Annotated in this window: 19 protein-coding genes; 16 read left to right on the forward strand and 3 right to left on the reverse strand. The window is 61.2% G+C overall.

Annotation, left to right across the window (positions count from 1 at the left end):
• Positions 1-22: 22 nt before the first annotated feature.
• Together HNQ39_RS15505 and HNQ39_RS29655 are read left to right on the forward strand one after the other, a co-directional pair.
• Positions 23-1,393, forward strand: a complete 1,371-nt coding sequence (locus HNQ39_RS15505; RefSeq protein ID WP_221290051.1) for a thymidine phosphorylase — start codon at positions 23-25, stop codon at positions 1,391-1,393.
• 112 nt (positions 1,394-1,505) lie between these two features.
• Positions 1,506-2,453 carry a PEP-CTERM sorting domain-containing protein gene (locus HNQ39_RS29655; RefSeq protein ID WP_221290053.1) on the forward strand — a complete coding sequence of 316 codons (948 nt, stop codon included), beginning with the start codon at positions 1,506-1,508 and terminating at the stop codon, positions 2,451-2,453.
• A gap of 4 nt (positions 2,454-2,457) precedes the next feature.
• On the opposite strand, the gene HNQ39_RS15515 is transcribed toward HNQ39_RS29655, so the two are convergent.
• Positions 2,458-2,958 carry a VanZ family protein gene (locus HNQ39_RS15515; RefSeq protein WP_184198069.1) on the reverse strand — a complete coding sequence of 167 codons (501 nt, stop codon included), beginning with the start codon at positions 2,956-2,958 and terminating at the stop codon, positions 2,458-2,460.
• Positions 2,959-3,025: 67 nt separating this feature from the next.
• Between HNQ39_RS15515 and HNQ39_RS15520 the strand changes: the two genes are divergently transcribed.
• From HNQ39_RS15520 to HNQ39_RS15535, 4 genes are all read left to right on the forward strand, one after another.
• The gene (locus HNQ39_RS15520) at positions 3,026-4,375 is read left to right on the forward strand and encodes a replication-associated recombination protein A (RefSeq protein ID WP_184198072.1); all 1,350 of its coding nucleotides are present in this window, start codon (positions 3,026-3,028) and stop codon (positions 4,373-4,375) included.
• The gene (locus tag HNQ39_RS15525; protein ID WP_184198075.1) at positions 4,375-5,526 is read left to right on the forward strand and encodes a tetratricopeptide repeat protein; all 1,152 of its coding nucleotides are present in this window, start codon (positions 4,375-4,377) and stop codon (positions 5,524-5,526) included. The genes HNQ39_RS15520 and HNQ39_RS15525 overlap by 1 nt, the downstream gene beginning before the upstream one ends.
• A gap of 17 nt (positions 5,527-5,543) precedes the next feature.
• Complete coding sequence (locus HNQ39_RS15530) at positions 5,544-6,038, forward strand: GtrA family protein (RefSeq protein WP_184198078.1); 495 nt, start codon at positions 5,544-5,546, stop codon at positions 6,036-6,038.
• Between the two features lie 61 nt (positions 6,039-6,099).
• Entirely contained in the window at positions 6,100-7,977 is a 1,878-nt protein-coding gene (locus HNQ39_RS15535) for an Rne/Rng family ribonuclease (protein WP_184198082.1), read from the forward strand.
• A 120-nt stretch (positions 7,978-8,097) separates the two neighbouring features.
• On the opposite strand, the gene HNQ39_RS15540 is transcribed toward HNQ39_RS15535, so the two are convergent.
• Complete coding sequence (locus tag HNQ39_RS15540) at positions 8,098-11,466, reverse strand: FG-GAP-like repeat-containing protein (RefSeq protein ID WP_184198085.1); 3,369 nt, start codon at positions 11,464-11,466, stop codon at positions 8,098-8,100.
• Positions 11,467-11,991: 525 nt separating this feature from the next.
• Between HNQ39_RS15540 and HNQ39_RS30590 the strand changes: the two genes are divergently transcribed.
• The 6 genes from HNQ39_RS30590 to HNQ39_RS15570 all read left to right on the forward strand — a co-directional run bounded on the left by HNQ39_RS30590 (position 11,992) and on the right by HNQ39_RS15570 (position 19,438).
• Complete coding sequence (locus HNQ39_RS30590) at positions 11,992-12,438, forward strand: cysteine peptidase family C39 domain-containing protein (protein ID WP_184198088.1); 447 nt, start codon at positions 11,992-11,994, stop codon at positions 12,436-12,438.
• A gap of 146 nt (positions 12,439-12,584) precedes the next feature.
• The gene (locus HNQ39_RS15550; protein WP_184198091.1) at positions 12,585-16,307 is read left to right on the forward strand and encodes an RHS repeat protein; all 3,723 of its coding nucleotides are present in this window, start codon (positions 12,585-12,587) and stop codon (positions 16,305-16,307) included.
• Between the two features lie 60 nt (positions 16,308-16,367).
• Entirely contained in the window at positions 16,368-16,823 is a 456-nt protein-coding gene (locus tag HNQ39_RS15555) for a hypothetical protein (protein WP_184198093.1), read from the forward strand.
• A gap of 84 nt (positions 16,824-16,907) precedes the next feature.
• Complete coding sequence (locus HNQ39_RS15560; RefSeq protein WP_184198097.1) at positions 16,908-17,672, forward strand: ABC transporter permease; 765 nt, start codon at positions 16,908-16,910, stop codon at positions 17,670-17,672.
• Complete coding sequence (locus HNQ39_RS15565) at positions 17,669-18,367, forward strand: ABC transporter ATP-binding protein (RefSeq protein WP_184198100.1); 699 nt, start codon at positions 17,669-17,671, stop codon at positions 18,365-18,367. Before HNQ39_RS15560 ends, HNQ39_RS15565 begins: the two co-directional genes overlap by 4 nt.
• 6 nt (positions 18,368-18,373) lie before the next feature.
• Entirely contained in the window at positions 18,374-19,438 is a 1,065-nt protein-coding gene (locus tag HNQ39_RS15570; protein ID WP_184198103.1) for a M42 family metallopeptidase, read from the forward strand.
• Between the two features lie 135 nt (positions 19,439-19,573).
• On the opposite strand, the gene HNQ39_RS15575 is transcribed toward HNQ39_RS15570, so the two are convergent.
• Positions 19,574-21,322, reverse strand: coding sequence for a M3 family oligoendopeptidase (locus HNQ39_RS15575; RefSeq protein WP_184198106.1), 1,749 nt, complete (start codon positions 21,320-21,322; stop codon positions 19,574-19,576).
• Positions 21,323-21,555: 233 nt separating this feature from the next.
• On the opposite strand from HNQ39_RS15575, the gene HNQ39_RS15580 reads away from it, so the two are divergent.
• From HNQ39_RS15580 to HNQ39_RS15595, 4 genes are all read left to right on the forward strand, one after another.
• Positions 21,556-22,113, forward strand: coding sequence for an HNH endonuclease (locus HNQ39_RS15580; RefSeq protein WP_184198109.1), 558 nt, complete (start codon positions 21,556-21,558; stop codon positions 22,111-22,113).
• Positions 22,114-22,302: 189 nt separating this feature from the next.
• Positions 22,303-23,370 (forward strand): deoxyguanosinetriphosphate triphosphohydrolase, encoded by a 1,068-nt coding sequence (locus HNQ39_RS15585; protein ID WP_184198112.1) that lies wholly within the window; start codon positions 22,303-22,305, stop codon positions 23,368-23,370.
• A 336-nt stretch (positions 23,371-23,706) separates the two neighbouring features.
• Entirely contained in the window at positions 23,707-23,880 is a 174-nt protein-coding gene (locus HNQ39_RS15590; protein WP_184198115.1) for a hypothetical protein, read from the forward strand.
• Positions 23,877-24,815: an endonuclease/exonuclease/phosphatase family protein gene (locus HNQ39_RS15595; RefSeq protein WP_184198118.1), complete on the forward strand. Its 939-nt coding sequence runs from the start codon at positions 23,877-23,879 to the stop codon at positions 24,813-24,815. The genes HNQ39_RS15590 and HNQ39_RS15595 overlap by 4 nt, the downstream gene beginning before the upstream one ends.
• Positions 24,816-24,904: the final 89 nt, after the last annotated feature.

Below are 24,904 nucleotides of genomic sequence, written 5' to 3' on the forward strand. Positions count from 1 at the left end.
ATTCCTAAGGTAAACGTGACGCATGATACCGGCTCGTGACTTCCCACTCCAGTGCTGGGAGGGCGAAGGCAGGGGAAGCAACGGGCGAGGGCAGGGTATCCTTGAGGGCATGAACATCCTAGAGATCCTGGCCAAGAAGCGCGATGGTGCCGCACTGAGCGAGGCGGAGATCGGGTTCTTTATCGACGCCTACACCCACGGCACGATCCCCGACTACCAGGCCGCCGCGCTCCTGATGGCGATCTACCTGCGTGGCATGAACACCGATGAGACCGTAGCCCTGACCCTGGCGATGGCACGCTCCGGCCAGCAGCTCGACCTCTCAGGGTTTCCCGGGGCGCTGGACAAGCACTCCACGGGTGGGGTGGGGGACAAGACCAGCCTGATTGTCGTGCCGATTCTGGCTGCGGCGGGCGTCCCGGTCTGCAAGATGAGCGGGCGGGGGCTAGGTCATACGGGGGGAACCCTCGACAAGCTGGAGGCAATTCCAGGGCTCTCCGTGGAGCGCAGTGTCGAGCAGATGCTGGCGCAGGTGCGCGCGGTCGGAGCCTGCATCGTCGGGCAGACCACGCAGCTCGCCCCCGCCGACAAGAAGCTCTATGCCCTGCGCGATGCCACGGCGACTGTCGCCTGCCTCCCGCTGATTGTCGCCTCGATCCTCTCCAAGAAGCTGGCGGGAGGCGCGCCCGCGTTTCTCTTCGATGTCAAGGTGGGAAGCGGTGCCCTGATGAAGACCCAGAGCGAGGCTGTCGCACTGGCGGAGGCTCTGGTCGCGGGTGCCGAGGCCAGTGGACGGCGCGCACGGGCGCTGGTGACCGACATGAGCCAGCCGCTCGGTCGGACGATTGGCAATGCGCTGGAGGTTGCGGAGGCGGTCGCGCTCCTGACGAGCCCGGGGGATGCCGAGCCTCGGCTCAAGGCACTCTGCCTGGAGCTCGCGGGGCAGGGGATCGCGCTGGCGCAGGGGGGCGCTCTGGACGACGGTCGGCGGCGCGCACAGAAAGCTCTGGAGTCTGGGGCGGGGCGACGGGCCTGGGACGGGCTGGTGCGGGCACAGGGCGGCGACCCCGAGGCCACTCTGCCCCAGGCTCTCATGGTCGAGGAGCTCACCCTCACGGAGACCGGCTACCTCCAGCGGATCGACACCCAGGCGCTCGGTGAGGTGGTTGTGCGGCTGGGCGGCGGGCGCGTCCGCAAAGACGACACGATCAACCCCGCCGTGGGGCTGGAGCTCCTCGTGCGCCTGGGAGAATTTGTCGAGGGCCAGCCGGTCGTGCGGGTCCATGCCGAGACCCAAGAGGCGGCGCGCCTTGCTCAAGACGCGGTGCGTGGGGCGCTGGAAGTGGGGGGCGAGCCACGAGACGAGCCAGCTCTCGTGCACCAGGTTCTGTAGCTTCAGTGTTAAAAATACGGGTTTGGCTTAGTACAAATACTGGTTTTGGGGTTTAGATAATTTTGTGGCAGGCTTTTTGTGATACTCTCCAGCAGCAACGGAAGAAAACGAGATGAAAACTCCAACTAAAACCTGCACTATTCTAACTTTAGCAACTTTGGTGGGCACCGGTCTGATAAATACTGCCCATGCACAGCAGTCAGACCTCTCGCCGGCAGGTATCGTCCTACCCGCCTTTCAGCCGCAGCGTGTTGCCCCCGGCCGCGATCGCTTCCTCAACGACCCCGCTCTGACAACCGATGCGCTCGTGGAGTCGCTCAAGACCAACCGGACCTTCCGTGTCAATATCGCCAAGCACTTCGGCCTGCCCGAGGAGCGCGTGGTGGAGTTTGTTCAGGATGCCCTGGTGCCCTATATCCTGCCCAAGGACACCCCCGTGACCAACTTTGGGGTGACAAAGACAGGGCTGATCTACGGCAAGAAGATGAGCCTCAAGAAGGGAACCCGTGTCTGGGCCACCCGTGAGGGAAGCCCGATCCTCAAGTGGATCTGCTCTAACCCGCTCCTGACCAAGATCCCTGTCCTGCCCAAGAAGCCCACGGCGAGCATTCCCAAGCCCCTGGCCTCCCCGAGCGGGCTGCAGCAAGTGGCCTCGAATATTGTCGCGCCCGCCGGCCTAGAGGCGATCGAGGGCGGCGAGCTCGACCTCGCTACCCCCAAGACCCCCATCAAGGTCGCGAAGGTCCCTGAGCCGGAGAAGCCAATCACGAACATTATCGAGCCCAAGCCGACTCCGCCTCCGGTGAAGCCATTGAGCTCCATCGCGCGGACCGGGCTTCCTCTGCTCCCCCTCGCCGGGGTGGCGGGTGCGATTGTCCGCTCGGTCAAGCAGCCGGAGTCCCCCGCGGATCTGAAGCTAATCGACCCCAATGCCCCGGTTGCCACCGGAACCGCAACCCAGCGCAGTGGCTCGCTCCCGAACTCCGTCCCGGAGCCAGGAACTCTCGCCTTGGCCGCGCTCGGACTGGCGGGGCTGGCGCTACGACGGCGCAAGCACTAGCTGCCTAGACCTCTGGTCGCTCGACAGGCTCCACTCCCTGAGGGTGGGGCCTGTTTTGTTTCAGCAGCTGGAGCTGGGAGCGCCACTGGCACAGCACACTGCCGATCATCACGCCCAGGCTATCGTAGAGAATGTCCTCCACCGAGCTGGTGCGCGACGGCACAAAGCTCTGGTGCCACTCATCGCCCGCAGCGTAGCCCACGCCAAGAAGAATCGGAAAGAGGATCTGGCGGCTCTTGAACTGCAGGCTATCGCGACGAACGGCACGGTAGGCCAGCACGGCGAGGAGGCAGTACTCCGTGACATGGGCGGTCTTGCGGATATCGTAGTCGATACGATTGACCTGCTCGGGGTGGAGCCGGGCGGCTAGGGCGGGGGCGACTCGCCAGAGGATGCTTCGGAGGGCGGGGCGTGTGTGCTTGGTGGAGCCCCAGTCTCCCGAGACATAGAACATCATTCCCAGCATCAAAAGGAGCGGAAGCGTGAAGCGAACAAAACGACGCATTCTTTACAGTATATGCTAAACTAGTTTGGCTAGGCAAACAGAGGGGCATACTTAAGACGACGTCGTGATGGATCTCTTTACCGAAAAACTACCCTCCCCGGAGAATCAGTCTCAAGCTCCCTCCCCCGATGCACCCCTTGCGGCACGGATGCGCCCTGTGGTGCTGGAGGAGCTTGCCGGACAGCAGCACCTCCTCGCAACGGGAAAGGCTCTACGCCAGGCTATCGAGCGCGATGAGCTGCGCTCGGTGATCTTCTGGGGGCCGCCCGGCTGTGGGAAGTCCACCCTTGCGTCGCTGATCGCGCGCTCCACACGCTGTCACTTTGAGAGCTTCTCCGCGGTCACGGGGGGCGTGGCGGAGGTGCGCAAGCTGATCGAGGCGGCTCGGGAGCGGCGCAAGGCCTACCGCCAGCGCACCCTGCTCTTTGTCGATGAGATCCACCGCTTCAATAAGTCACAGCAAGATGCCTTCCTGCCCCATGTCGAGGATGGGACCATTGTCCTGATCGGGGCGACCACGGAGAATCCCTACTTCTCGGTCAATGCGCCGCTGCTCTCTCGGGCACGGCTCTACCCGTTTCAAGCCCTCGGCGAGGAGGATCTGGCGGGCTTGCTCCGGCGTGCCTTAACCGACACTGAACGCGGGCTCGGTGCTCGCTCACTGACGATTGAGCCCCAAGCGCTTGGGTATCTGGCGGCGGCGGCCAGTGGAGATGCACGGGCCGCGCTGGGCGCACTAGAGCTGGCCGCCGCGCTGGCAGAGGGCACGGAGATCACCCTCGCCGATGCGGAGGAGGCAGTCGGGCAGCGCGCGATTGGCTACGATAAGTCGGGGGATGCCCACTACGACATGGCCTCGGCCCTGATCAAGAGTATCCGCGGCTCGGACCCCGATGCGGCGATCTACTACCTAGCACGGATGCTCGAGGCCGGCGAGGACCCACGGTTTCTGGCGCGCCGCCTCGTGGTGCTGGCGTCGGAGGACATCGGGTGCGCCGACCCCAGTGCCCTCCCTCTCGCGATGGCGGGCTTTCAAGCGGTCGAGACGATTGGTCTGCCCGAGTGTCGCCTGAACCTGGCGCATGTCACGCTCTACCTGGCGGCGGCCCCCAAGTCGAATGCCTGCACCAAGGCACTAGGGCGCGCCCAAGACGATGTCCGAAACGCGCCGTTCTCGGGGATTCCCAAGCCGCTGCGCGATAGCCATGCCAAGGGAGTGAAGGCACTGGGACACGGGGTGGGCTATCTCTACCCCCACGACTACCCGGGGGGATTTGTGCACCAGCACTACCTCCCCGAGGGGCTGCCCTCGGACGGGGAGCACTACTACCAGCCGACGGAAAATGGGGTTGAGGCAAAGATCAAGGCACGGCTGGCTCGGCTCTGGGACGACGAAAAAATAGAGGAGAACGCGTAATGTTGGAGGCGTTGGAGCAAAAGTGGAAGGAGGCGGCGACACCCAAGGAGCGGGTCGATGCCGCCAATCAGCTCGCGGAGTACCTGGTGCAGGCGGACATGACACGCTGTCTCGCGCTTGCGGAGCAGGCCTGCGACGAAGCCCGGGCTATTGGCTATGTGGCTGGCGAGGCCGGCGCGCTCCGGCACCGTGCCGTCTGCCGGCTGGTGCAGGCGGATCTTGAGGGGGCTGACGAGGACTACCAAGATGCGCTGGAGCTGAGCCGCCGCGCTGGGCTGGTCGATATCGAGGCGGCGTCGCTGCTGGGCCTGAGCACGCTCCGTCGCAAGGCCACCGACTACACCGAGGCGATGCGACTGCTCCTTCAGGCACGTCAGCTACGGCGCCAGCAGGGCGAGTTTCGGGGCGAGGTCGCGGCCCTCAATAACCTGGGGGCGCTCTGTGTGGAGCTCGGCACCTACGATCAGGCGATGGCCTTTCTGCTGGAGGGGCTGACCATTGCGCGCCAGCACCAGTTCCAGGAGTACGAGGTCTTCTGCCTCTCCAATATCGCCGGGATCAAGCGCGAGGCGGGAGACCTAGAGGGGGCGATCGCCGATCTGGGGACCTGCCTTGCTCTGGCGGAGGCGCTGGGGAATCGCTACGTGCGGCCCCACTTGCTCGCCGCGCTCTGCGAGGCCTATCTCAAGCAGGGGAGGATCGAGGAGGCGCTTCGGGTCAATGAGGAGGCTCTGGCGCTGGCGAGCGCCGGGACGGATCGTCAGGTCGAGCTCTCGCTTTTAGTGCACCTGGGGACGATCTGTGATGAGCTGGGGATGCCCGAGGCGGCGGAGGCGGCCTTCACCCGTGCTCTGGAGCGTACCGAGCGTCTGGGCGACCTGGAGCGACGCCTGGAGACTCTCTGCCAGGCCGCAGCCTTCTACCAGCGCCAGGACCGTCCCGCCGAGGCTCGGGCGACCTTCGAGGAGGCGCTAGCCCGGGCGACCGCGGCGGGGGCACGGCGTCATCTACCGCGCATTCTCCACGGCCTCGCCGCCCTCCACCCCGAGGGGGCCAGTGCCTACCGCCAGCAAGAAGAGGCAATCGAGACCGAGCTGCGCCTCCAGGCCGAGCAGAGCCGAAAACTCGCACTGGAGGCAGTGGGGGGCTAGCCGTGTTATAATGGCCTGTGCGACAGCTACTGCAGAGGCCAGGCTTCCGACAGCTTATCAAGTTTTGTTTGGTGGGGGTCTCTTCCTTCATAATTGATGCGAGCTTACTGAGCTTGCTTCACTTTCGTGTGGGAATGCCTGTAGCGGTCGCCGGGACTATCTCTTTTCTCTGTGCGGTAACCAATGGATATATCTGGAATAGTCGCTGGACATTCCAAGACCGCCAAGGAGATAGTAAGAAGCAATACCCCAAGTTTCTCGCAACGAATGTGGTCGGCTGGGTGCTCAACCTGACCATCATGACCCTGACCATCCTACTGGCGATGCGTCTTGGCGTGATGCATACCCAGCGAACGACCAGCGAGATTCTCCAGCTAATCGCGACAGGCCAAGGCAAGAGTGAGTTTAGCTGGCCCGTGTTGATGGGGGCAAAAGTGGTGGCCACCGTGATTGTGGTTGCCTGGAATTTTACGGCGGCACGTCTGTGGACATTCCGCAGCGTTGATAAGTAAGAAAAAGTGACGGGGTTTGCCAGGAGCAAGGACGCTTTGTGTCAGCCCCGGGAGTTGTGTTTTGAAAGAAATTATCGTTAATAGCGATGCGCGGGAAACCCGCATTGCTGTCCGCGAAGACGGACAGCTGATCGAGTTGCATATCGAGCGCGATGAGCGCGTCGTGGGGAGCATCTACAAGGGCCGGGTGGACAATATCGTGGCCGGGATCGATGCTGCCTTTGTGGATATCGGGCTGGATCGCAACGCGTTTTTGTACGCGGGCGATATCATCCCCGCCGGGGACGACCTCGACGACGATGGTAACTTCGACCGCCGCGGGCGCCGACCGCGCTCCCATACCCCCATTCGCGATCTCGTGCGCCGTGGGCAGGAAGTGCTGGTGCAGGTCACCAAGGGCGCACGGAGCACCAAGGGAAGCCGAGTCAGCACGCGCATCTCGCTACCAGGCCGCTACCTGGTCTTCATGCCCGAGGAAAACTCCACCGGGGTCTCGCGCAAGATCGACGATCCCCGGGAGCGGGACCGGCTCAAGAAGATTATCGAGGGCATCCGCAAGCCGGGCTATGGCCTGATTGTCCGCACTGAGGCCGAGGGCAAGACCGAGCGCGAGCTGCGCCAGGACCTGGAGTTTCTCGAGCGCACTTGGGCGGAGATCAAGGGCAAGGCCAGTAAAACCCCCGCCCCGAACCTGGTTCACGCCGACCTCACTCTTCTGCTGCGCATCCTGCGCGATACGTTCGGCTCCGATGTGGAGAAGATGTACCTCGACTCCGCCGCCGAGTACCGCAAGGCCCACGAGCTCCTCGACTTCTTTGGCCCGAGCCTCAAGGACCGGGTCGTGCTCTATGATGGCGATAAGGCGATCTTTGAGAACTTCGGGATCGAGAACGAGATCGAGCGCTTCCTCAAGCGGCGTGTCCCGCTCAAGTCCGGTGGCTACCTCGTGATCGACCAGGCTGAGGCGCTGACCGCCATCGATGTCAACTCCGGCAAGTTTGGTGGCAAGACTGAGGGCCTCAACGACACGATTGTCCAGACGAACCTGGAGGCGGTCAATGAGATCGCCCGCCAGCTCCGGCTACGCGATATGGGCGGCATTCTTGTCCTCGACCTGATCGACATGAACAACCAGGCCGACCGCCGCAAGGTGGAGATGGCCTTTGAGAGCGCGCTCAAGACCGATAAGAACCGCTGTAAAGTCAGCCATATCTCCCCGCTGGGCCTGATCGAGATGACCCGTAAGCGCACGGGGGAGACGGTCAATGAGCAGATGGACGAGATGTGTCCCTACTGCGCCGGCACCGGCCGGGTCTCGTCGCCGCAGAGCGTGGCCATGAAGATCGAGCGCGACCTGCGCCGTAGCGCCCGCAACGAGAAGGGGGAGGCGTTCCTGGTGAGCTGCCACCCGCTGGTCGCGGCCGCACTGGTGGGAGAAGACGGCTCGGAGCTCGAGGAGCTGGAGCACGCACTGGAGCGGGGAATCTACATCCGCGCCACCGATGTGGGCCACCACGAGAAGTACGAGCTGACCACGGGCCGCCTCGACGACTTCGACCGCCGCTACGGCACCCTCAAGCGCGGGCAGATGGTCGAGGCCCGTGTGCTGACCATCAGCGACAGCACGCCGCCCGTCGCCTCAGGCCTGACCGAGGGCGGGATGATTGTCTTCGTGCCCCCGACCGGTCGCCAGCCCGGACACGGCGTGCGGGTTCGCCTTGCTGCGGTCAGTCGCTCGTTTGCGATTGGCGAGGTGCAGGGCAAGCCGGGTGGAGGCGGCGGAGGCGATATTCCGCCGGCTGCACCACGCCCCGAGCCGCCGCGCTCCGCGCCCAAGGAGCGGGAGAAAGAGCCCGTGAGCACCGCCGCCAGCAGCGAGGAGAGCCGGGGCCGCCGCCGCCGCCGCCGTGGTGGCCAGCGCACCGGGGCCGCCGCGTAGTCGGTAGACAAGAGGCGGGCATTGAAATACCCGCCTCGGAGTTTGGGGAGCGTCCCGTGGACGCAGAGCGTTTTCAACTCTGCGTCCCCGGGACGCTCCTTATTTTTTATGCCGGGTATTTCAATGCCCGGAGGAGGGTGGCAGGTAGGCGTTTAGGAAGCGCTCCGGGGTGACCCAGCGGGTGTGGTAGGTCGCAAAGTCGTCCGGGTGCTTCTGGTAGGCGGGATCATCGGTGAGGCTGGCGTAGCTCTTGGGGTAGTCCTTGAGCGCGTGGAGCGGGTAGGGGCCGACCGTCTTGCCGTGGGTGGTGTTGATATTGCCATCTTTCTCCCAGCCATCGCTGATCACCACAAAGTCGCGCTTGTAGCCCGCGGGTGGCACGGTCTTGGCGGGGAAGCGGAAGAAGAGCTCATCGCCCGCATTGAGGATGGCGTAGCGGTCATCGACTCCCGTGAGCAGCGGCTTGACATCCCCAAAGCGTGTCACATAGCCCGTTAGGTCGCGCCAGCGGGGCGTGAGACCGGCGAGCTCGCGGTAGGATTGAGGGAGCTCGGGCGACGACGCATCGGCGGCCTGCACGGCGGAGAAGCCGCGGTAGCGCAGGGTCACCTCGGAGGCGCTCAGGCGCTGGACCTTCAGGAGATTATCCGGGCGCGCCTCGGCCCACTGGAGCTGGTCCCAGAAGACCTCAAGGTTGGTACGAAGGCGCAGGCGGCGCGGCGAGCCCGGCGCAAAGACATCGTCGAGGCGCAGCACCACGGTCTTGAGCTTGCCCGCGGGGAAGCCGAGGGCATCGCGGCGCTTGGCCCAGCCCCCCTTGCTATCGGGCGTCCAGAGCGAGAGACCCTGCGGTGGCCCCTGGCTCTTGTCCTGGCTCATGGCGACATTGAGCGATGTGTTGGTGGGGTGGAGCCAGCCGTAGGCGATCAGATAGAGCGGCTTGCCCTTAGGGGCGCTCTCGGGCAGGGCGAGCTCGACCCAGTGGTCTCCCGCGATTCCCTGGTACTTGCCGCGCCCAAAGTCATCGAGGTAGTGCGTGTCCCGCTCCGCGACCACCTCACTGACATCCTGACCCTTGAAGCCCAGCACCTGCGCGAAGGGTTGAGTCGGCCCGGTGGGGATGACTTTTAAGAGCGGCGGCTGGGTCGGGTTGAAGCGCTCGTCGATAAAGATCTCCGTGTTTTCGGGGTGATCGACCGTCAGGAGCGAGAGATGGTCAAAGTAGTGGGTCTCGTTGAGTTCGGCGGTGATCGAGAGCTCGTAGGTCCCGTTGCGGGCGGCGAGCTGGTCGCCGCGTACCTTTACCCAGTCCTCGGTCTGGGTCGCGCCGGCGGTGTCTTGGGCATTGATCTTCAGCCCCAGCGGCGAGCGCCAGATACAGTCCGTCACAAAGACAAACTCCTTGCCGTTCCAGGTGAAGAGAAACGGGCACGAGCCCCCGAGCGCCTGATCCGCGACAATCGGCTTGCTGGGCTTGATATTCTCCCCAAACTCACTCTGGGCGCGCCCGTTGGTCCAGAGCATCCGCACGACATCGGGCTTCTCGTAGGTGCCGAGTCCGAGGTGCATCTGCGGCCCGGTCACGGGGACAATCTGGTAGAGCAAGCCCGCCCGTGCCTCAAACGCGCCGCCCAGACAGAACGTGTTGATCTTATCTCCCACATTGTCAGGGGAGTCTGCCATGAGAGTGAGCGTGAGGTAGTGGTACTTCTCCTTGCCCTGCGCCAGGCTCTGCACCGGCTTGCCATCTTTGGTGCCCACCAGATCGAGCAGGCCATCGTCGTTGAGATCCGCGCTACTCGTCACGGCAAAGGGGATGGCGATGGGCTCTTTGACAAACTTGCCTGGGCCGTCACTGAGCCAGAGCTCACTCTCGTTCTTGCCCACGATCAGCAGATCGGTCGCGCCGTTGTTGTCAAAATCCGCGACCAGGAGCTGCTGGGGGCTGGTGAGCTTTGCGCTGAGGAGTGGCAGGCGCTGGTTATTGACAAAAGCGACTACCTGGCCACCTTTCTCTAGGCCGAGCAGGTCGAGGGTAGTGTCCCCCGTCACCTCGGCCACCGCGACTGCGACCAGGTTCTCTGCCTTGGTGCTCGTGTCGAGCTTAAAGGCTCCCGAGCGCTCGTTGGTGTAGCGGATCAGCTTGCCATTGGCGTCCACAAACGCGAGGTCGTTATCGCCATCGCCGTCGAAGTCCGCCCAGGCGAGCGAGCGGATCGGGGCCGCTACTGCATCGAACTTGGGGGGCGTGACCGTAAACGTCCGGTCGCCGTTGTTCTGGAGGACATAGGGCTTGCCTTGGGCGGGCGAGACAATCAGGTCGAGGTCTCCATCCACCTCAATATCCACAGCCCACACTCCCGTACACGGGCCGGGGGGGAGCTTGGTTGCCAGAGGAGTCCCATTTTCGTAGATCTTTAGCCCACTCGGACCCGCCGCAGCGAGCTCCAGCCGAAAGTTACGGTCTTTTCCCTTGCCAGGATGCTTTGCCCCCACCGCATTGCTCTCCCAGGCACCCTTGATATCGTCGAAGTCGAAGGGAGCGACTGCGGTGGCTCCGGCAGGCAGGGGGAGGACAACGGGCTTACTCTCCGCGCTGAGTGCCAGTGCCAGGGTCCCTGTGGCGGGGGTGGGGGCCAAGTAGGTCAGGCCTGTGTCTGGTTTGGCGGGGGTGGCAGGTGGTGTGGGGAGCTTCAGCAAGTGCTGGAGAGGCTCACCGGTAAGAACCTCTGAGGTCTGTAGCTCAGAGAGTCCCGCTTTATAGTCTAGGCTAGGCAGTAGGATCTTCTCTAGCTGCGCGAGCTGGATAAACTGATCCATTCCCACCTTGGTCTTTGCGATGGCGAGCTTGGCCTGCGCGGCTGCATTCCAGCGGCTCTTGCGTGCCTCAAATGCCGTCAGTAGCGAGGCAAGCCCTGCGGTATCACGGGCGCGTGCTAGCTGCTGGGCAAGCTTGAGCTGTGTGGGTAGGTTGTCGGGTCGCGTGGCAAGAATCCCCTCGAGTGCTTTCTTCCGAACAGCATCTCCATCGGGCCCGCTGAGCTGTTGCCCGAGCTCCGCGAGTCGAAAGAGCACCTTGATATTGGTGGGATCTTTCACGATCACCCGCTGGTAGGCCGCGATAGCTTCGGCATACTTTCCCTGGTTCTTTAGAATCAGGGCCTCGATAGCGACGATTCCGGTGTCATCCGGGGCACCTTTCTTCGCGAGTGCTAGGAACTCGTTTGCCTTGACCTGATCATTTTTCCGTGTGTAGGCGAGTGCGAGATTGGCGGCAATGGCGGGCTCATCGGGGGCGAGCTTCAGCGCTCGCTCCAGGCTGGGAACGGGGTGGTTCTGCTCACCTGTCTGAAGGGCCAGGGTGCCGATATAGAACGCAGAGATCGCGGCACCAGGATCGCTGGAGGAGCCCCCTCCCTGGCCATTGTTACAGCCCGAGCCGAGCACGAGGAGCGGGAGGGCAAGGAGACTAAGAAATGATCGCTTCACCAGGCTTGATACGGTACAGCTCTCCAAGATTCCTCCTGTCGCCTTTTTCAGGGGTGAGCCATGGACAAAATTGCAAAACGATATAGTTTTTTTGAGACCTCCTATACCTTATAAGAGGGTTCTAGGGAGATTTTTAAAAAGTGAGTTCTGTCAAGATTTAAGGGCATTGACAGCGGTTTTAAGCTTGATAAAATGCGCGAAAGTTGGGTTCTCATTATGGATAGGGAAAGGCAGATTGGTATGATTTCTAAAAACAAGATGTTTGCTCATGAAATAGTCGTAGCAATAATTTGTTGCTTTATTTCATGGGGGTGTTTGCCAAACTCTGTGAGGCCCAAGGCTGCTGCAAGCTCTGTTGCTCAAGTGCAAAAGCTACGCCTCTTGCCTGAGTATCAGGAGGCCAGGATATTTTTTGCCCGAGGAGATAAAACGGCCGCAAAGAATCGCCTTGAGGGACTTCTTCGCCGTCCCGAGCTCTCCACGGGGGAGCGGGAGTATCTTGCAGGGCAAGTGGCTCTCTGTGGTGTGAGGCGACCTCTGGACGTTTCGGGGGTGGGAGCGGAGAGAGAACTCGCTCTGTCGTCGCCGCGCAGTGGTGCCTGTGGACCACGGGCGCTGCAGCTCGCGGCGCGTGCACTGGGCAAAAATGGCTCTCTTGTGCAGCTCAGCCGAGCGGCACATGCCACTGCCGCGGGAACAAGCCTTGCGGGGCTCCGTACCGCGGCGGAGAGCCTGGGGCTCCGTGCCCGCGGGGTACAGCTGGATCGCGAGGCGCTGGCGCAGCTCCGTACGCCTGCCGTGGCCTGGTGGCAGGGCAATCACTTTGTCGCGGTGCTCACGGTGCAGGAGAGTGCCTGGGACGCTGCCCAGACTGCGACCATCCACGATCCCAATGAGAAGGAGGCGCGCACCGTGCCTCTGGACACACTGCTCGCCCAGTCGGGCGGCATCCTGCTGGTGCTCATGCGGTAGCCCCAGCAGAGAGACGGCCCGCCTCTCCCTCGTTCTTGGCGGAATCAAGAGAGGCGAGCCGTAGTCGTCAACCCGGAGTCCGGGCTGGGTCTTTGTACCGCGGCACGTGGCTCCCTGTCAATAAATGTAGAGAGGGAACTCTAGTCATGAGTTGGTTTCACCAGAGCGCACTGCGACGCCTTGCGCTCACGACGACGCTATCCACGGCGTGGCTGACGGTCGGCCCTAGTGTGGGGAGCGCCGCAGCACTCGGGCGTGCACAGGCAGGTAAGAAAGGGCACCAGCGGGCCTTGACACCACTGGAGCTTCAGCGCATTCAAGGCACCCAAGGCCCTGGTCTCGGACCCGGCGCGGGCGTCTCACAAGGCGCTGCCGTAGATCGGAATGTCGAAGGCCAGACTGGCACGACTTTCCCTTGGGAAGGGGGCATGGAGGGGCTCAACACAGTCAATGGCAACAAGCTCACCGAGCTCTATCTGACCGGCTGGCGGGTGCAAGGGGGGATGCATGTCTCCCTGACGCTCTACCACAACAGCCTGGGAGACCTTGCCAGCCCACTCGGTTCGCACTGGGGACATAGCTACCTGATCGCAGGCACCGTCCACCCGCTCCTCGGCGACTTCACTGTCCGCTGGGGCGATGGGCTGGGCTACACGTTTACCCGCAACATCGACGGAAGCTTTGCCACGCCTCAGGGAATCGACGATACCTTGGCTCAGGAGGGGACGGGCTACACCCTCACCACCCGCGACCAGGTGCGCTACCACTTTGAGAACGGACAGGCTGTCTGGATCAAGGACCGCAGCGATAACCAGATTACGATTGCCCATGGAGCAGATGGCCAGGTAAGTAGTGTCACCGACCCAAGTGGCCGCTCCCTGACATTTACCTACAGTGGAGGAAAGCTCATGAGCGTGAGTGATCCTGCCGGACGGGTCTTTACCTTCACTCAAGATGCCAACGAGGACCTTGTTGCTATCGGCTTTCCCCTGAGTAGCAGTATGGCCTACGGCTACGATAGCCAGCACCGGATCGTCAGTATCACCGATGCCCGTGGCAAGGTCTGGACCCGTGGCTACACCGCGCTTGGCAATGCACTGGCCTGGGAGAAAGACCCCATGAACCACCAGCGCATCTACAGCTACGGCCCCGACTACACCGAGGTCACGGATGCTCTAGGCCATGTCACACGCCACAACTACAATCCCAGCGGGCAGCTTATCTCGCTGGTCGCTCCGGGCAACCGCACGACTACCCTGGCCTACACGGGCTATCGCCTGGCCAGTGTCACCTCGCCCTCCGGCGCGACATCGTCGGTGACCTACGATGCGACAGGCAATGTCCTCTCCAGCACCGACCCCCTTGGGAATACCACGAGCTATGCCTACGATAGCCGTCATGATCTGATCAGCTTGGTCACGCCCATGGGCAAGCTCGTGACCATGAGCTACGATAGCAGGGGGCGACTGATTGGCGGGAGCGATCCCTTGGGGCACTCGAGTAGCTACACGCTGAATAGCTACGGTCAACCGATCAGCTTCACCAATGCTCGGGGCAAGACGCGGACGGTAACCTACGACCTCTACGGCAATCCCACGAGCACCACCGATGCCCTCGGTCACACGACCAGCACGACCTACAATATCCTGGGCATGCCCCTGACCACCACCGACCCGACCGGTAAGGCAGTGAGCACGAGCTACGATAGCCTGGGGCGTGTGGTAAGCGTGACAGCCCCCGGGAACCGAACCACCAGCTTTGCTTACGACGGCGAGGGGCACTTGGTCTCTGAGACCAATGCACTGGGCCAGGTAAGCAACTTTAGCTACAACGACTCCGGGGCGCTCGTTCAGAAAGTGGACTCGCTCGGACGAGCTGTCACCTACAGCTACAATGCAATCGGTCAGAGAACTGGTGTGACAGATGGACGAGAGAAACTCACGACCTACAGCTACAACAGTGAGGGAGAGCTGGCCAGTATCGCCTTCCCCGACAACACCAGCCTGAGCGCGACCTACAACGCCGAGGGGCGGGTCGCAACCCGCACGGATGGCCGGGGAGTTGTGGTGAGCAATAGCTACGATTTGGCGGGGAAACTCACCCAGGTTACCTACAGCGATGGCACCCCCAGTGTGAGCTTCAGCTACAACGCCGATAGTCTGCGCACGAGCATGGGCGATGGCACAGGCACCACCACCTATAGCTACGATGGCGCGGGGAACCTCACAAACCGCACCAGCCCTCAAGGAGCCGTGAGCTACAGCTACGATGCCACCAACGAGATTATTGGCAAGGTGGGAGGGGGGACAACGGTCTTCTACAACTTCGACGATGCCGGGCGCATGAGCGCCTTAGTCGCGGGGGGAACCCAGACCACCAGCTATAGCTACGATAACGCCAACCGCCTGACAGGCATCACACGCCCCGATGGCAGTGGTGAGACCCGAAGCTACGACACGACAACGGGCGAGCTGAAAAGCATTGTCTCAAAGAAATCGGCTCTGGTGATCGCCAGTAGCCTCTATTCCTATGATGCCCTAGGACGAAAGCTCAGTGAGGCTACTCCTGACTATCAAGTTTCCTATGGCTACGATAGTGCAGGACAGCTGACAAGCGAAGTGCGAGTGGGGACAGGTGCCTACAGCATCAGCTATGGCTATGACGGTGCTGGAAACCGGCTGACAAAGACACAAGCGGGAGTAACAGAGAGCTACCTCTACGACAATGCCAATAAGCTCTTGTCTGCAGGTGGGAAATCCTATACCTACGACGCCACAGGGAATATGACGAGTGTTTCTTGGAGTGGTGGGAGCATAAACCTGACTTGGGACGGAGAATCACGGCTAAAGTCTTCCGTTTTGGGAAACTCTATTGTAAACTATACCTACAATGGTCTTGGGCAGAGAGTGGCTAAGTCTGGAGGCACCAGTGCGAGCTACCTTCTCTCCGATGATTCTATTGACAGTAATGTGGTCAGCGACGGAGCCGCAAGCTTTGTGCGTGGAGCCGCAGGGTTACTCTCGGAGAAGCGAAGCGGCGTGCAGAAGTTCTATCATACCGATGCTCTAGGTAGTGTCCGTGCCCTTACCAACAGTAGTGGCACTGTCACCGATACCCGTAGCACCGATGCCTTTGGCATGACAGCCACGAGCTCCGGCACAACCGCTACACCCTTTGGTCTGGCAGGAAACTACAACTACCACGACGATCCTGAGACCGGCCTAAAGCGCCTCGGCCACCGCATGTACGATGCGAGCACAGGCCGCTTTATCAGCCGCGATCCCATTCTCGCTGGCGATAACTGGTACACCTACGCCGCCAACGACCCCATCAACGGTGTCGATCCCGAGGGGCTAGATTACCTTAAGGTGGAGCTTGGCCCGATAAAACCAGGAACGGGTGGTGATGGAGTTGGCTACCGCGAAGGTCGAATCACCTGGGTTCGTGAGTGGGATCAGTACAATTGGTACGATAGATCGTGGCCCATTCGCTCTGGCGGTTATAGAGATAGTGATACTTTAGTTCCTCCGGGTAAAACAACAAGTATTCCGCCAGGCGATTATACGGTAAATCATCCTTGGCCTGGAAGAAGCGGAGGGTATAGACGTGGAGATATTGGCTTTACATTTGATGTTTCCGATCCACCGAGAAGATCTGATATACGAATCCATCCTGATGGAGGAAAACCTGGGACTGAAGGTTGTATAGGTATCGTTTGTGATGGGAAAGATCTCCGTGACTTCTATGATAGGGTTAGGGATTATATTAAAGATCATGGACGTATAAACATGAAGGTTACTATTACGCCAGATATGAATCTGAAGAAAAATAATACGATTGGAGATGAATCAGATTGTAGTATTAAATAAGAATTTGGTGTGATGTTTCCGGGTAGGTGTTGAACACCTGCCCGGTTTGAAGGAGTAAGTATGGAATTAAATCAAAGATTTAAAGTGGGAAAATCTAGTGTTCAGTTAATTATTAAAACTGGGCATATCGATGTGCGTAAGCATAAGTTTAGTCATGTTGACGGTGAAGTTGTGATGGACGGGTTGGCTACGATGGGGATTGACAATACACCTAATGAGGTAAAAGACCTTCGTCGCTTTGAGGAATATGTTACAGTGTTCCAAGTCAAATGGGATGGGAAAACAGTACCTATTCGAAAAGAAGACTACGGCAATATATTCAATCCTTCATTCAAAATGGCTGTGGACAGTGAATCGAGACTGGCCTCAGGGGAAAGCGTCCTGATCATGCCTTCTGTGAAAGGCGATGCCTTCCTGTTAAGTATTAGGGGTGGTCAAGGAGGTGGGCATTTCACAGCCTGGTGGATGATTCGTAAAGAGGGGGTCGTTGGTCTTTGTAAGGAGGGACCGCCCTAGATGTGGCGAGTATTGTTGACCATCCCCTGCCTTCGGGTGGCGAAGTCTCGGTGAGGCAGGGGGAGGGCGATATACTTTCCCGGCATGCAAAACTCGTCTTGGATCACACGGCTACGGGCAGTGGTGTTACCCGTCGTGACTGCAGGAGTGCTCTATGCGATCTTGGCAACCATCACGCGGCGGCTCCCCGGGGGGGCGACTTTCCCGACCCCTCTGGAGGTTGGGCAAGCATTTGTGAAGAGTGTTCAGCAGGGGGAGCTTCTCAAAGAAACATGGACATCGCTCTGGCGGGTGGTGATTGCCTATGGGCTGGCTGCTCTGCTGGGGATGCCGCTGGGGGTGGCGCTGGGGCGGGTGACACCGCTACGCGAGGCGCTCTTGCCCGTGGTGAACTTCCTGCGAGCGGTCTCTCCGCTGAGCTGGATTCCCTTTGCCATTCTGTGGTTTGGTCTGGGGGATCCTCCGGTGATCTTCTTGGTCTTTGGGGCGACCTTTCCGCCGTTGGTACTAGGGACGATGGCAGCGACGCTTGCCGTACCGCAGATCTACTTTCGCGTGGGGCGAGACTATGGGCTCAGTACCTTCGCTATCACGCTTCCTGCTATCCTGCCCCAGGTTTTTACAACCCTGCGCGTGACCGCGGGGCTAGCGTGGGTCGTGATCGTCGCGGCGGAGATGGTCTCGCGTGAGGGAGGGCTGGGATTCTTGATCCACGATGCCCGCAATGGCCAGATGCTCGACCTGGCGATCGTGGGGATTATCGCCATTGGAGCACTGGGGATCTTGACGGATCGACTCCTGGGGCTCTTGGGGCGCCTCCCTGTGGTGCGCTGGGGGTACGAGCGATGATCCGGCTAGAGCGTGTGACACTGCGGTATGGGACAACAGAGGTTCTCTCGGAGGTCTCGCTTGAGGTGACGAAGGGAGAGTTTGTTGCCATTGTCGGCCCTAGTGGGGCGGGAAAGACCACCCTGCTCAACCTGTTCTCGGGGGCGATTGAACCGAGTGGCGGCAGTATCCGTCGTGCGGGAAAGACGCGGATGGTCTACCAGGCCGACGGGCTCCTGCCTTGGTTGACCGTGCAGAAAAATATCGCCTTGGGAGTGCGGGAGCTGCCTGTGGAGGAGCGTGGGCCGCGTGTGACAGCACTTCTGAGCCTCGTAGGGCTGACCGAGTTTGCAAGCCACTTCCCGCGCCAGCTCTCCGGCGGGATGCGGCAGCGCGCGGAGCTGGCTCGTGCCTTGGCGGGAGAGACCGATGTGCTCTTGCTTGATGAGCCCTTCTCGGCACTGGACTACCTGACACGACTCAAGCTCCGTGCGGAGCTGGCCCGACTACTCTCGGAGAGGCCCTGCACCACGATCCTGGTCACGCACGATATCGAAGAGGCCGCCCAGCTTGCCGATCGTGTCTTAGTCCTCTCCGAGCGCCCGGCTACGATTCAGCAAGAGCTGGTGCTGACAACCCCGCGACCACGTGAGGTTACCCAGCCCGAGGTTGTGGAGGCGATTCACACGATCCTGGCAGCACTTGGGGTAGAATAGTCCGTCATGATAACTGAAGCTGCGCTCGCGTTTTTAGAGCGAATGATTACCACCGCCTCGCCCTCAGGGTTTGAGGAACCCAATGCAAAGAACTTCCGCGACTATGTCTCCACGTTTGCGGATGAAGTGACAACCGATCCGCTAGGAAGTGTCATCGCAGCAGTCAATCCAACCGGTAGCCCGCGGATTATGCTGGCAGGGCATATCGATGAGATCGGGTTCCTGATCCACTACATCAACGATGAGGGGTTTTGCTACTTCCGACCGATCGGCGGACACGATAATGTCGTCATCGTGGGGCAGCGTGTTGTGGTGCAGACCCGAAAGGGGCCGGTGCACGGCGTGATCGGTAAGAAGCCGGTTCACTTGCTTACCGCGGAGGAGCGGGGCAAGAAGTTTGAGCTGGAAGATCTCTGGATCGATCTGGGCGTGACCAACAAGCAAGAGGCGCTGGAGGCGGGGGTGCAGATTGGGGATCCTGCTGTTTATGCCGATGGCTGGCAGCCCCTCATTGGAGATCGTGTGGCAGGCCGCGCGATGGACAACCGTGTCGGAGCGTGGGTCGTGGCCGAGGCGCTCCGGCGCGTGAAGGCGCTCCACCCCAAGGCTGCGATCTTTGCCGTCGCGACTGTGCAGGAAGAGATTGGCCTACGTGGGGCGCATGCCGCAACCCATGGAGTCAAGCCCGACATCGGGATCGCGGTCGATGTGACCTTTGCCACCGACTTTCCGTCGATGGACAAGCGCAAGGTGAGCCCGATGAAGCTCGGCGGTGGCCCCGGTGTCCTACGTGGTGCTAATGCGAACCGTAAGCTCGCAGACCGTATCGTCGAGGTTGCGGAGCAGGCTAAGATTCCCGTGCAGATCCAGGCTACACCGGGGGGGACAGGAACCGATGCCAATGCGATGCAGGTCTCTCTGGCGGGGGTCTGCACAGGGCTCGTGGAGGTGCCACTGCGCTACATGCACACTCCCTGTGAGGTGATCTCCCTCGCGGATGCCGATGCCTGTGCCGAGCTCCTGGCTCAGGTCTGCGCCTCGATCACCCCCGACGAGAGCTGGACACCCTAGCGCGACGGGCAGACAAAAAAAGGCCCGGTCAACGGGCTTTCGCCGTGCCGGGCAATCTCAAGGTGTTTCTCGTGCAGTGAGGTAGACTCGCAAGCCCCGTGCCAGAGTGATCCGCACGGGGCAAAACTCGCAAACCTAGCAGGTGGCCTCGAACTCCGTGACCCAGTCCTCAAGTAGCAGGAGGGCACCTTGCCAGAACTCGGGGTCACTCAGGTCGACTCCCAGCGGTGCGACAAGCTCGGCAGGGAACTGTGAGCCGCCCTGGGAGAGCATCGCGACATACTTTTTGGCGAAGGGAGCGCCCTCTTGTCGGTAGCGGAAGTAGAGGGCCAGCGCGAGCATCTTCCCAAAACTATAGGCATAGACATAGAACGGGGTGGCGATAAAGTGGGGGATGTAGCTCCACCAGAGGCTATGGCCCTCGCCTAAGGTCACTGCCCCGGCAAACATCGCCCCTACTTTTTCCTGCCAGAGTGCGCTCAGCCGCTCGACCGAGAGCTCACCCTGCTTGCGCTCGGCGTGGACGGCCTGCTCAAAACGATACATCGCGGTCTGGCGGTGGATTGTGGAGAAAGAGTCCTCGAGGACCCGCCCAAAGAGTGCGCGGCGTGCCTCCCCCGTGACCTGGGCTTGCTCCCGCTCAAAGACCAAAAGCTCCGCAAAGGTCGAGGCTACCTCGGCCATGGGGAGGGTGCCGTGGAAGTTGAGGTAGCTCTGGCCGCGTGAGAGAAACGAGTGGATGCCATGGCCCAACTCGTGGGCGAGGGTGTTCTTATCCGTGGCGCGGTCTAGGTAGCTCTGGAAGATATAGGGATGCAGGTCTGGGGTGACATAGGAGCAGAAGGCCCCGCCTTGCTTACCCGGCCGGGGAGCGGCATCGATCCAGCCGCCCTCAAAAAACGCCTTGCCCGCAGCGGCGTAGCCCGCATCAAAGTCCGCAAAGGCAGAGAGAATCTCATCGCGCGCCGCCTCAAAGGGGACGGAGGGCTGGTCTGTGCTGAGGGGAGCGTAGCGGTCGTAGTGGGTGAGGGAGTCGAGCCCGAGGAGCCGCTGCTTGGCGCGGTAGTAGCGCCCGACCGTCGGATAGCCTGCCTCAGCGGTGTCGGTGACCGCCGCGACAATCTCGGGAGTGAGCTCGTTGTGGAGGTGGCGTGCCTGCTCCGGGTAGGTGTAGCCACGGAGTCGGTCCTCAACGGCCTTGTCCTGCACGAGGGTGTTGTACAGGTAGGCGAGGGTGCGCACGTGGGGGCGAAGCCCCTCGGTGAGGGTCTCGGCACTCTTGCGGCGTGTCTCCCGATCCGAGTCGTACTGGAGCACCGAGAGCTCCGAGAGGCTGAGGTCCTTACCCTCGTAGGCAAAGCGCAGGCTGGAGGTGAGCTCTTGAAAGAGGCGCACCCAGGCCCGGCTGCCTGTATTCGCCTTCTGCGCTAGGATCTTCTCCTCCGCCTCGGTGAGGGTATGCGAGGCGGTGCGTGCCGCCTGAAGCAGGTAGCGACGCCAGTTTGCCAGCTCCGGTGCTGCTGCATGTGCCTCGAGCTGTTTACCATCCAGGCGTGCCAGTTCGATAGGGAAGAAGAGGGTGGGCAAGAGCGCGGTGGTGGTCTTCTCGCGTAGCTGCTGGACATGGGCTCCGTTTTCCGGGGCGGTGTCGGCGGCGAAGCGGAGGCTGGCATAGCTTGCGGGCTTGCTTCCTTCTTGTTGCAGGCGCTCGTAGGTGGCCAAGGCCTCCGCGAGGCCAGCGGCATCGAGTGTGGCAATCTTGCCTTGGTAGCGGGTCGAGAAGTCTTGTGCGGCCTGCGCGATCCGGGTGAGGGTATCCAGGAGCCTCGGATCGTCCGGGCTCTGGAACAGGTCGGTGAGGTTCCAGGAGGGAATTGCAGTCATGGCGTTATTATCTGTCCTTGACGGATTAATCGTCACACGCTATCATACCCTTACATGTATCTTTATCGACAGTTTGAGGTCGGCTTTGAGAGGCTGCTGAGGAGGCGCGTCGGAGAGCTTTGTCTACATAGGCAAATGGTCTACACGTGCCCCGGTTTCTGCTGTCTCTAAGCCCGCCTGCTTCTTCGTGAGCAAGCGGGTTTTTTGTTTGCACGAGAGGAGTTTCTACCGAGATGGGTCAAGAGGTTCTGGTCTTAAATAGCGATTACGAGCCGCTGAATGTCTGTAACATTCGTCGCGCAATCGTGCTTGTCTACCTGGGAAAGGCAGATATTCTGCACGCGCATGGTGAGGACGAAAAGCGCGAGGCCGAGGCCTGGTTTACCGCTGAGGGTCAGAGTATCGCGCGTCCCTCGGTAGTCAAGCTTCGCCAGCACGTGCGTCGCCCGCTCCCTGAGCTCAAGCTCTCTCGTCGGAGTATCTTCGCCCGTGACAACTACACGTGTCAGTACTGTGGGCAGGTCGGCAAGGAGCTCACGATCGACCATGTCGTGCCCAAGCACAACGGCGGCCCGATGAGCTGGGAGAACCTGGTGACCTGCTGCAAGCGCTGCAATACCCGCAAGGGCGACAAGCCGCTGGAGAAGTGTGGCATGAAGCTGAACCGCCAGCCGCGCCGTCCGCGCTACACGCCCTACATCGCGCTGAATAAGTATGTTTCTGGCACCCGCCACGCCGTCTGGCGCGACTACCTGCCCATCTTCACCGATGTGGGCGGCGTGGTGCAGTAAATAAAATAAACCCCTAGGGCGTCTGCCCTAGGGGTTTTGTTCTGTAAAGGCAATGCGCCGATAGAGCTCCGCAAGCAGAAGCGCCAGGGAGAGAGGCTCGGCAACGGGCATGCAATAGTGTATCAGGCTGTAGAGGGAGGCACGCTCTGACCGATACCTATACGGTACTATACAAAAAGAGGTTAACTTATGACGATTCGCGAGCGGACAGAGCAGTGGGAGCGGGAGTTTCTTTCGGAGTTTGCGACACGGTCATCCGAGTCGCGTGGGCGGCTGCGGCCTGAGGACCCCGATCCGATCCGAACGGTGTTCCAGCGCGACCGCGATCGCGTGCTCCACTCCAAGGCATTCCGCCGGCTGAAGCACAAGACCCAGGTCTTTCTCGACCCCGAAGAGGACCACTACCGCACGCGCCTGACCCATACCCTGGAGGTGGCCCAGATCAGCCGCACGGTCGCACGGGCGCTCCGGCTCAATGAGGACCTTGCGGAGGCGATCGCGCTGGCCCACGATCTCGGGCACCCGCCCTTTGGTCATGAAGGCGAGCAGGCACTCGATGAGGTGGTGAGGGAGTACGCGCCGGAGATGCACTTTCGGCACTACGAGCAGAGCCTGCGCGTGGTCGATGTCCTGGAGAAGAACGGGCAAGGGCTCAACCTCACCCACGAGGTGCGGATGGGGATTGTCAAGCACTCCAAGGGGCGCGCCGATCTCTTTGACAACACCGCGCCCGAGCCGCCCGGTGAAGACGATCCGCCGCTGGAGGCGATGTGTGTGCGTATCTGTGACCGGGTCGCCTACATCAACGCCGATATCGACGATGCCTTCCGCGCGGGGGTGCTTCGTCCCCAAGACCTGCCCAGCGAGGTCTACGAGGTGCTGGGGCGGACACACGGAGAGCGTATCACGACCATGGTGCAGAACGTGGTCGAGTGCTCGCTGGACAAGCCCTATGTCACGATGGGCGAGCCCTTTCTCTCGGTGACCAACCGGCTCAAGGACTTTATGTTCTCCAATGTCTATGTCCATAAGAACGCCGCCAAGGCCGAGCTCTCCAAGGGGACCGCGCTCCTGAAGCAGCTCTTTCGGCTCTACATGGAGTTCCCCGAGCAGATGCCCGAGAACCGTGCGAACAACTCCATGGACGCGTCCACGCGTGCGCTGATCGTCATGGACTATATCGCTGGAATGACCGACCGCTACGCCGGGGAGCAGTTCATCAAGCACTTCTTCCCCCGCGACTGGCGCCGCGAGTAGGCGGTAAGAGCTCCCTTCATGCAAGGCCAGGGCACGAGAGTTCTCCGCACGGAACAGGTGTACCAAGGGGACTGGCGCACGAAAGCGCGGCGCTACCGGCGGATGCTGGTTCTTGTCACCTGGCTGGGGCTTATGGGGGGAGCGTCCTTTATGGCTCTAGTTTGGAAGATCCCCGTGACCTCCTTTACCATCAAGCTTTTTGTCATCCAGGTGCTTGGGATGTTGCTTTTTGGAACTGTATTCTCTTCTGTGTTCTTCCGATATGATCGACAGGCTCAGCTAATCTTGAGTCATGAGGGGCTTCGTAGCGAAGGATGTAGCCGACATACCCCCGCCTTGATCCCATGGGAAACGATCGCGGAGATTCGTCCGGTGACAATTCTGGGGCTTCCTTTCCTGAAGCTGATCTTTCAGGGCGGACGCCCTCCGGTCTTGATCAACTGCATGGCGCTCCCCCTCACGGCAAAACGGCTTGTCGAGGAAATCGCTACATTTCGGAAGGCCCTATGACTAAAAATAAACGTCTGCGTGGGCTCCTACCCGTACTCTGCATCGGCCTGTGTACGGCGACTCTCTTTGGTTTCTTAGGGCGCTGGAGCTGGCTACTCGATCTCTTCTCCCACTTTCGAGTCGTCTATGCCTGGGGCCTGGTGCTGCTGGCGGCGTGGTTTCGTGGGCGCAAGCAGCGCATCTGGGCAGGCGTGGCGCTGTTCTTCTTCGTGGTCAACCTGGCGACTCTCTGGCCGTATCTCGTGCGCTCGCAATCCGCGCCGCCGCCTGCCGAGTCTCTACGACTGAAGGTCTTTCATGCCAACTTGCTGGTGCTCAACACGGAGTATGCTGCCGTGCAGAGGCAGATCGCCGACGAAAACCCGGATATTGTGGCGCTGGCGGAGCTGACTCCGGGCTGGTTTGCGGCGCTGGAGCCGCTGAAGAAGACCTATCCCTACTTTGTGCGAAACCATATCGGGGATCGGTTTGGGCTGGGAGTCTGGAGCAAGTACCCGATGACCGGCGAGGCGATCTACCTGGGCGCAGGGGCACGCTGCTCGGTGCTGGCACGGGTGAACCTGCCCACACAGCAGAGTTTGACCGTGCTCTACACCCACCCCTGGCCACCGTCGAAGAGCCAGTGGGTTGCGGAGCAAAAGCGCCAGCTCGCCGCGGTGGCTGAGCGGATTCAGACCGAGCCGGGACCGAAGCTGGTACTGGGCGATCTCAATGCGACTCCCTGGAGCTATCTCTTCCGAAAACTCGAGCACGACTCTGGGTTGCGGGACACGGAGCGCGACGGTGGAATCGCCTTCACCTGGCCGGAGCAGCTCCCGATCCGCATTCCCATCGACCACTGCCTGGTCTCGAAAGAAATCCACGTTCTGGGCCGCCGTGCGGGGCGCGCAACCGGCTCGGACCACCTGCCCCTCGTGCTAGAGCTGGCGTTCTAGAGCGGCGTCTTTTTTGATCGCCCCCGTGGGAGGGGGGCGTCTTGCTATCCTCGTGCCTCGGACACAAAGGCCTTCGGCCATATGGGCGC

Source organism: Armatimonas rosea (genome assembly GCF_014202505.1).
Lineage (GTDB): Bacteria > Armatimonadota > Armatimonadia > Armatimonadales > Armatimonadaceae > Armatimonas > Armatimonas rosea.

What these genes read in the sequence shown, in the direction of transcription:
- HNQ39_RS15505 (WP_221290051.1), top strand. Translation starts at nt 23, where the DNA reads ATGATACCGGCTCGTGACTTCCCACTCCAGTGCTGGGAGGGCGAAGGC.
- HNQ39_RS29655 (WP_221290053.1), top strand. Translation starts at nt 1,506, where the DNA reads ATGAAAACTCCAACTAAAACCTGCACTATTCTAACTTTAGCAACTTTG.
- HNQ39_RS15515 (WP_184198069.1), bottom strand. Translation starts at nt 2,958, where the DNA reads ATGCGTCGTTTTGTTCGCTTCACGCTTCCGCTCCTTTTGATGCTGGGA.
- HNQ39_RS15520 (WP_184198072.1), top strand. Translation starts at nt 3,026, where the DNA reads ATGGATCTCTTTACCGAAAAACTACCCTCCCCGGAGAATCAGTCTCAA.
- HNQ39_RS15525 (WP_184198075.1), top strand. Translation starts at nt 4,375, where the DNA reads ATGTTGGAGGCGTTGGAGCAAAAGTGGAAGGAGGCGGCGACACCCAAG.
- HNQ39_RS15550 (WP_184198091.1), top strand. Translation starts at nt 12,585, where the DNA reads ATGAGTTGGTTTCACCAGAGCGCACTGCGACGCCTTGCGCTCACGACG.
- HNQ39_RS15555 (WP_184198093.1), top strand. Translation starts at nt 16,368, where the DNA reads ATGGAATTAAATCAAAGATTTAAAGTGGGAAAATCTAGTGTTCAGTTA.
- HNQ39_RS15560 (WP_184198097.1), top strand. Translation starts at nt 16,908, where the DNA reads ATGCAAAACTCGTCTTGGATCACACGGCTACGGGCAGTGGTGTTACCC.
- HNQ39_RS15565 (WP_184198100.1), top strand. Translation starts at nt 17,669, where the DNA reads ATGATCCGGCTAGAGCGTGTGACACTGCGGTATGGGACAACAGAGGTT.
- HNQ39_RS15570 (WP_184198103.1), top strand. Translation starts at nt 18,374, where the DNA reads ATGATAACTGAAGCTGCGCTCGCGTTTTTAGAGCGAATGATTACCACC.
- HNQ39_RS15575 (WP_184198106.1), bottom strand. Translation starts at nt 21,322, where the DNA reads ATGACTGCAATTCCCTCCTGGAACCTCACCGACCTGTTCCAGAGCCCG.
- HNQ39_RS15580 (WP_184198109.1), top strand. Translation starts at nt 21,556, where the DNA reads ATGGGTCAAGAGGTTCTGGTCTTAAATAGCGATTACGAGCCGCTGAAT.
- HNQ39_RS15585 (WP_184198112.1), top strand. Translation starts at nt 22,303, where the DNA reads ATGACGATTCGCGAGCGGACAGAGCAGTGGGAGCGGGAGTTTCTTTCG.
- HNQ39_RS15595 (WP_184198118.1), top strand. Translation starts at nt 23,877, where the DNA reads ATGACTAAAAATAAACGTCTGCGTGGGCTCCTACCCGTACTCTGCATC.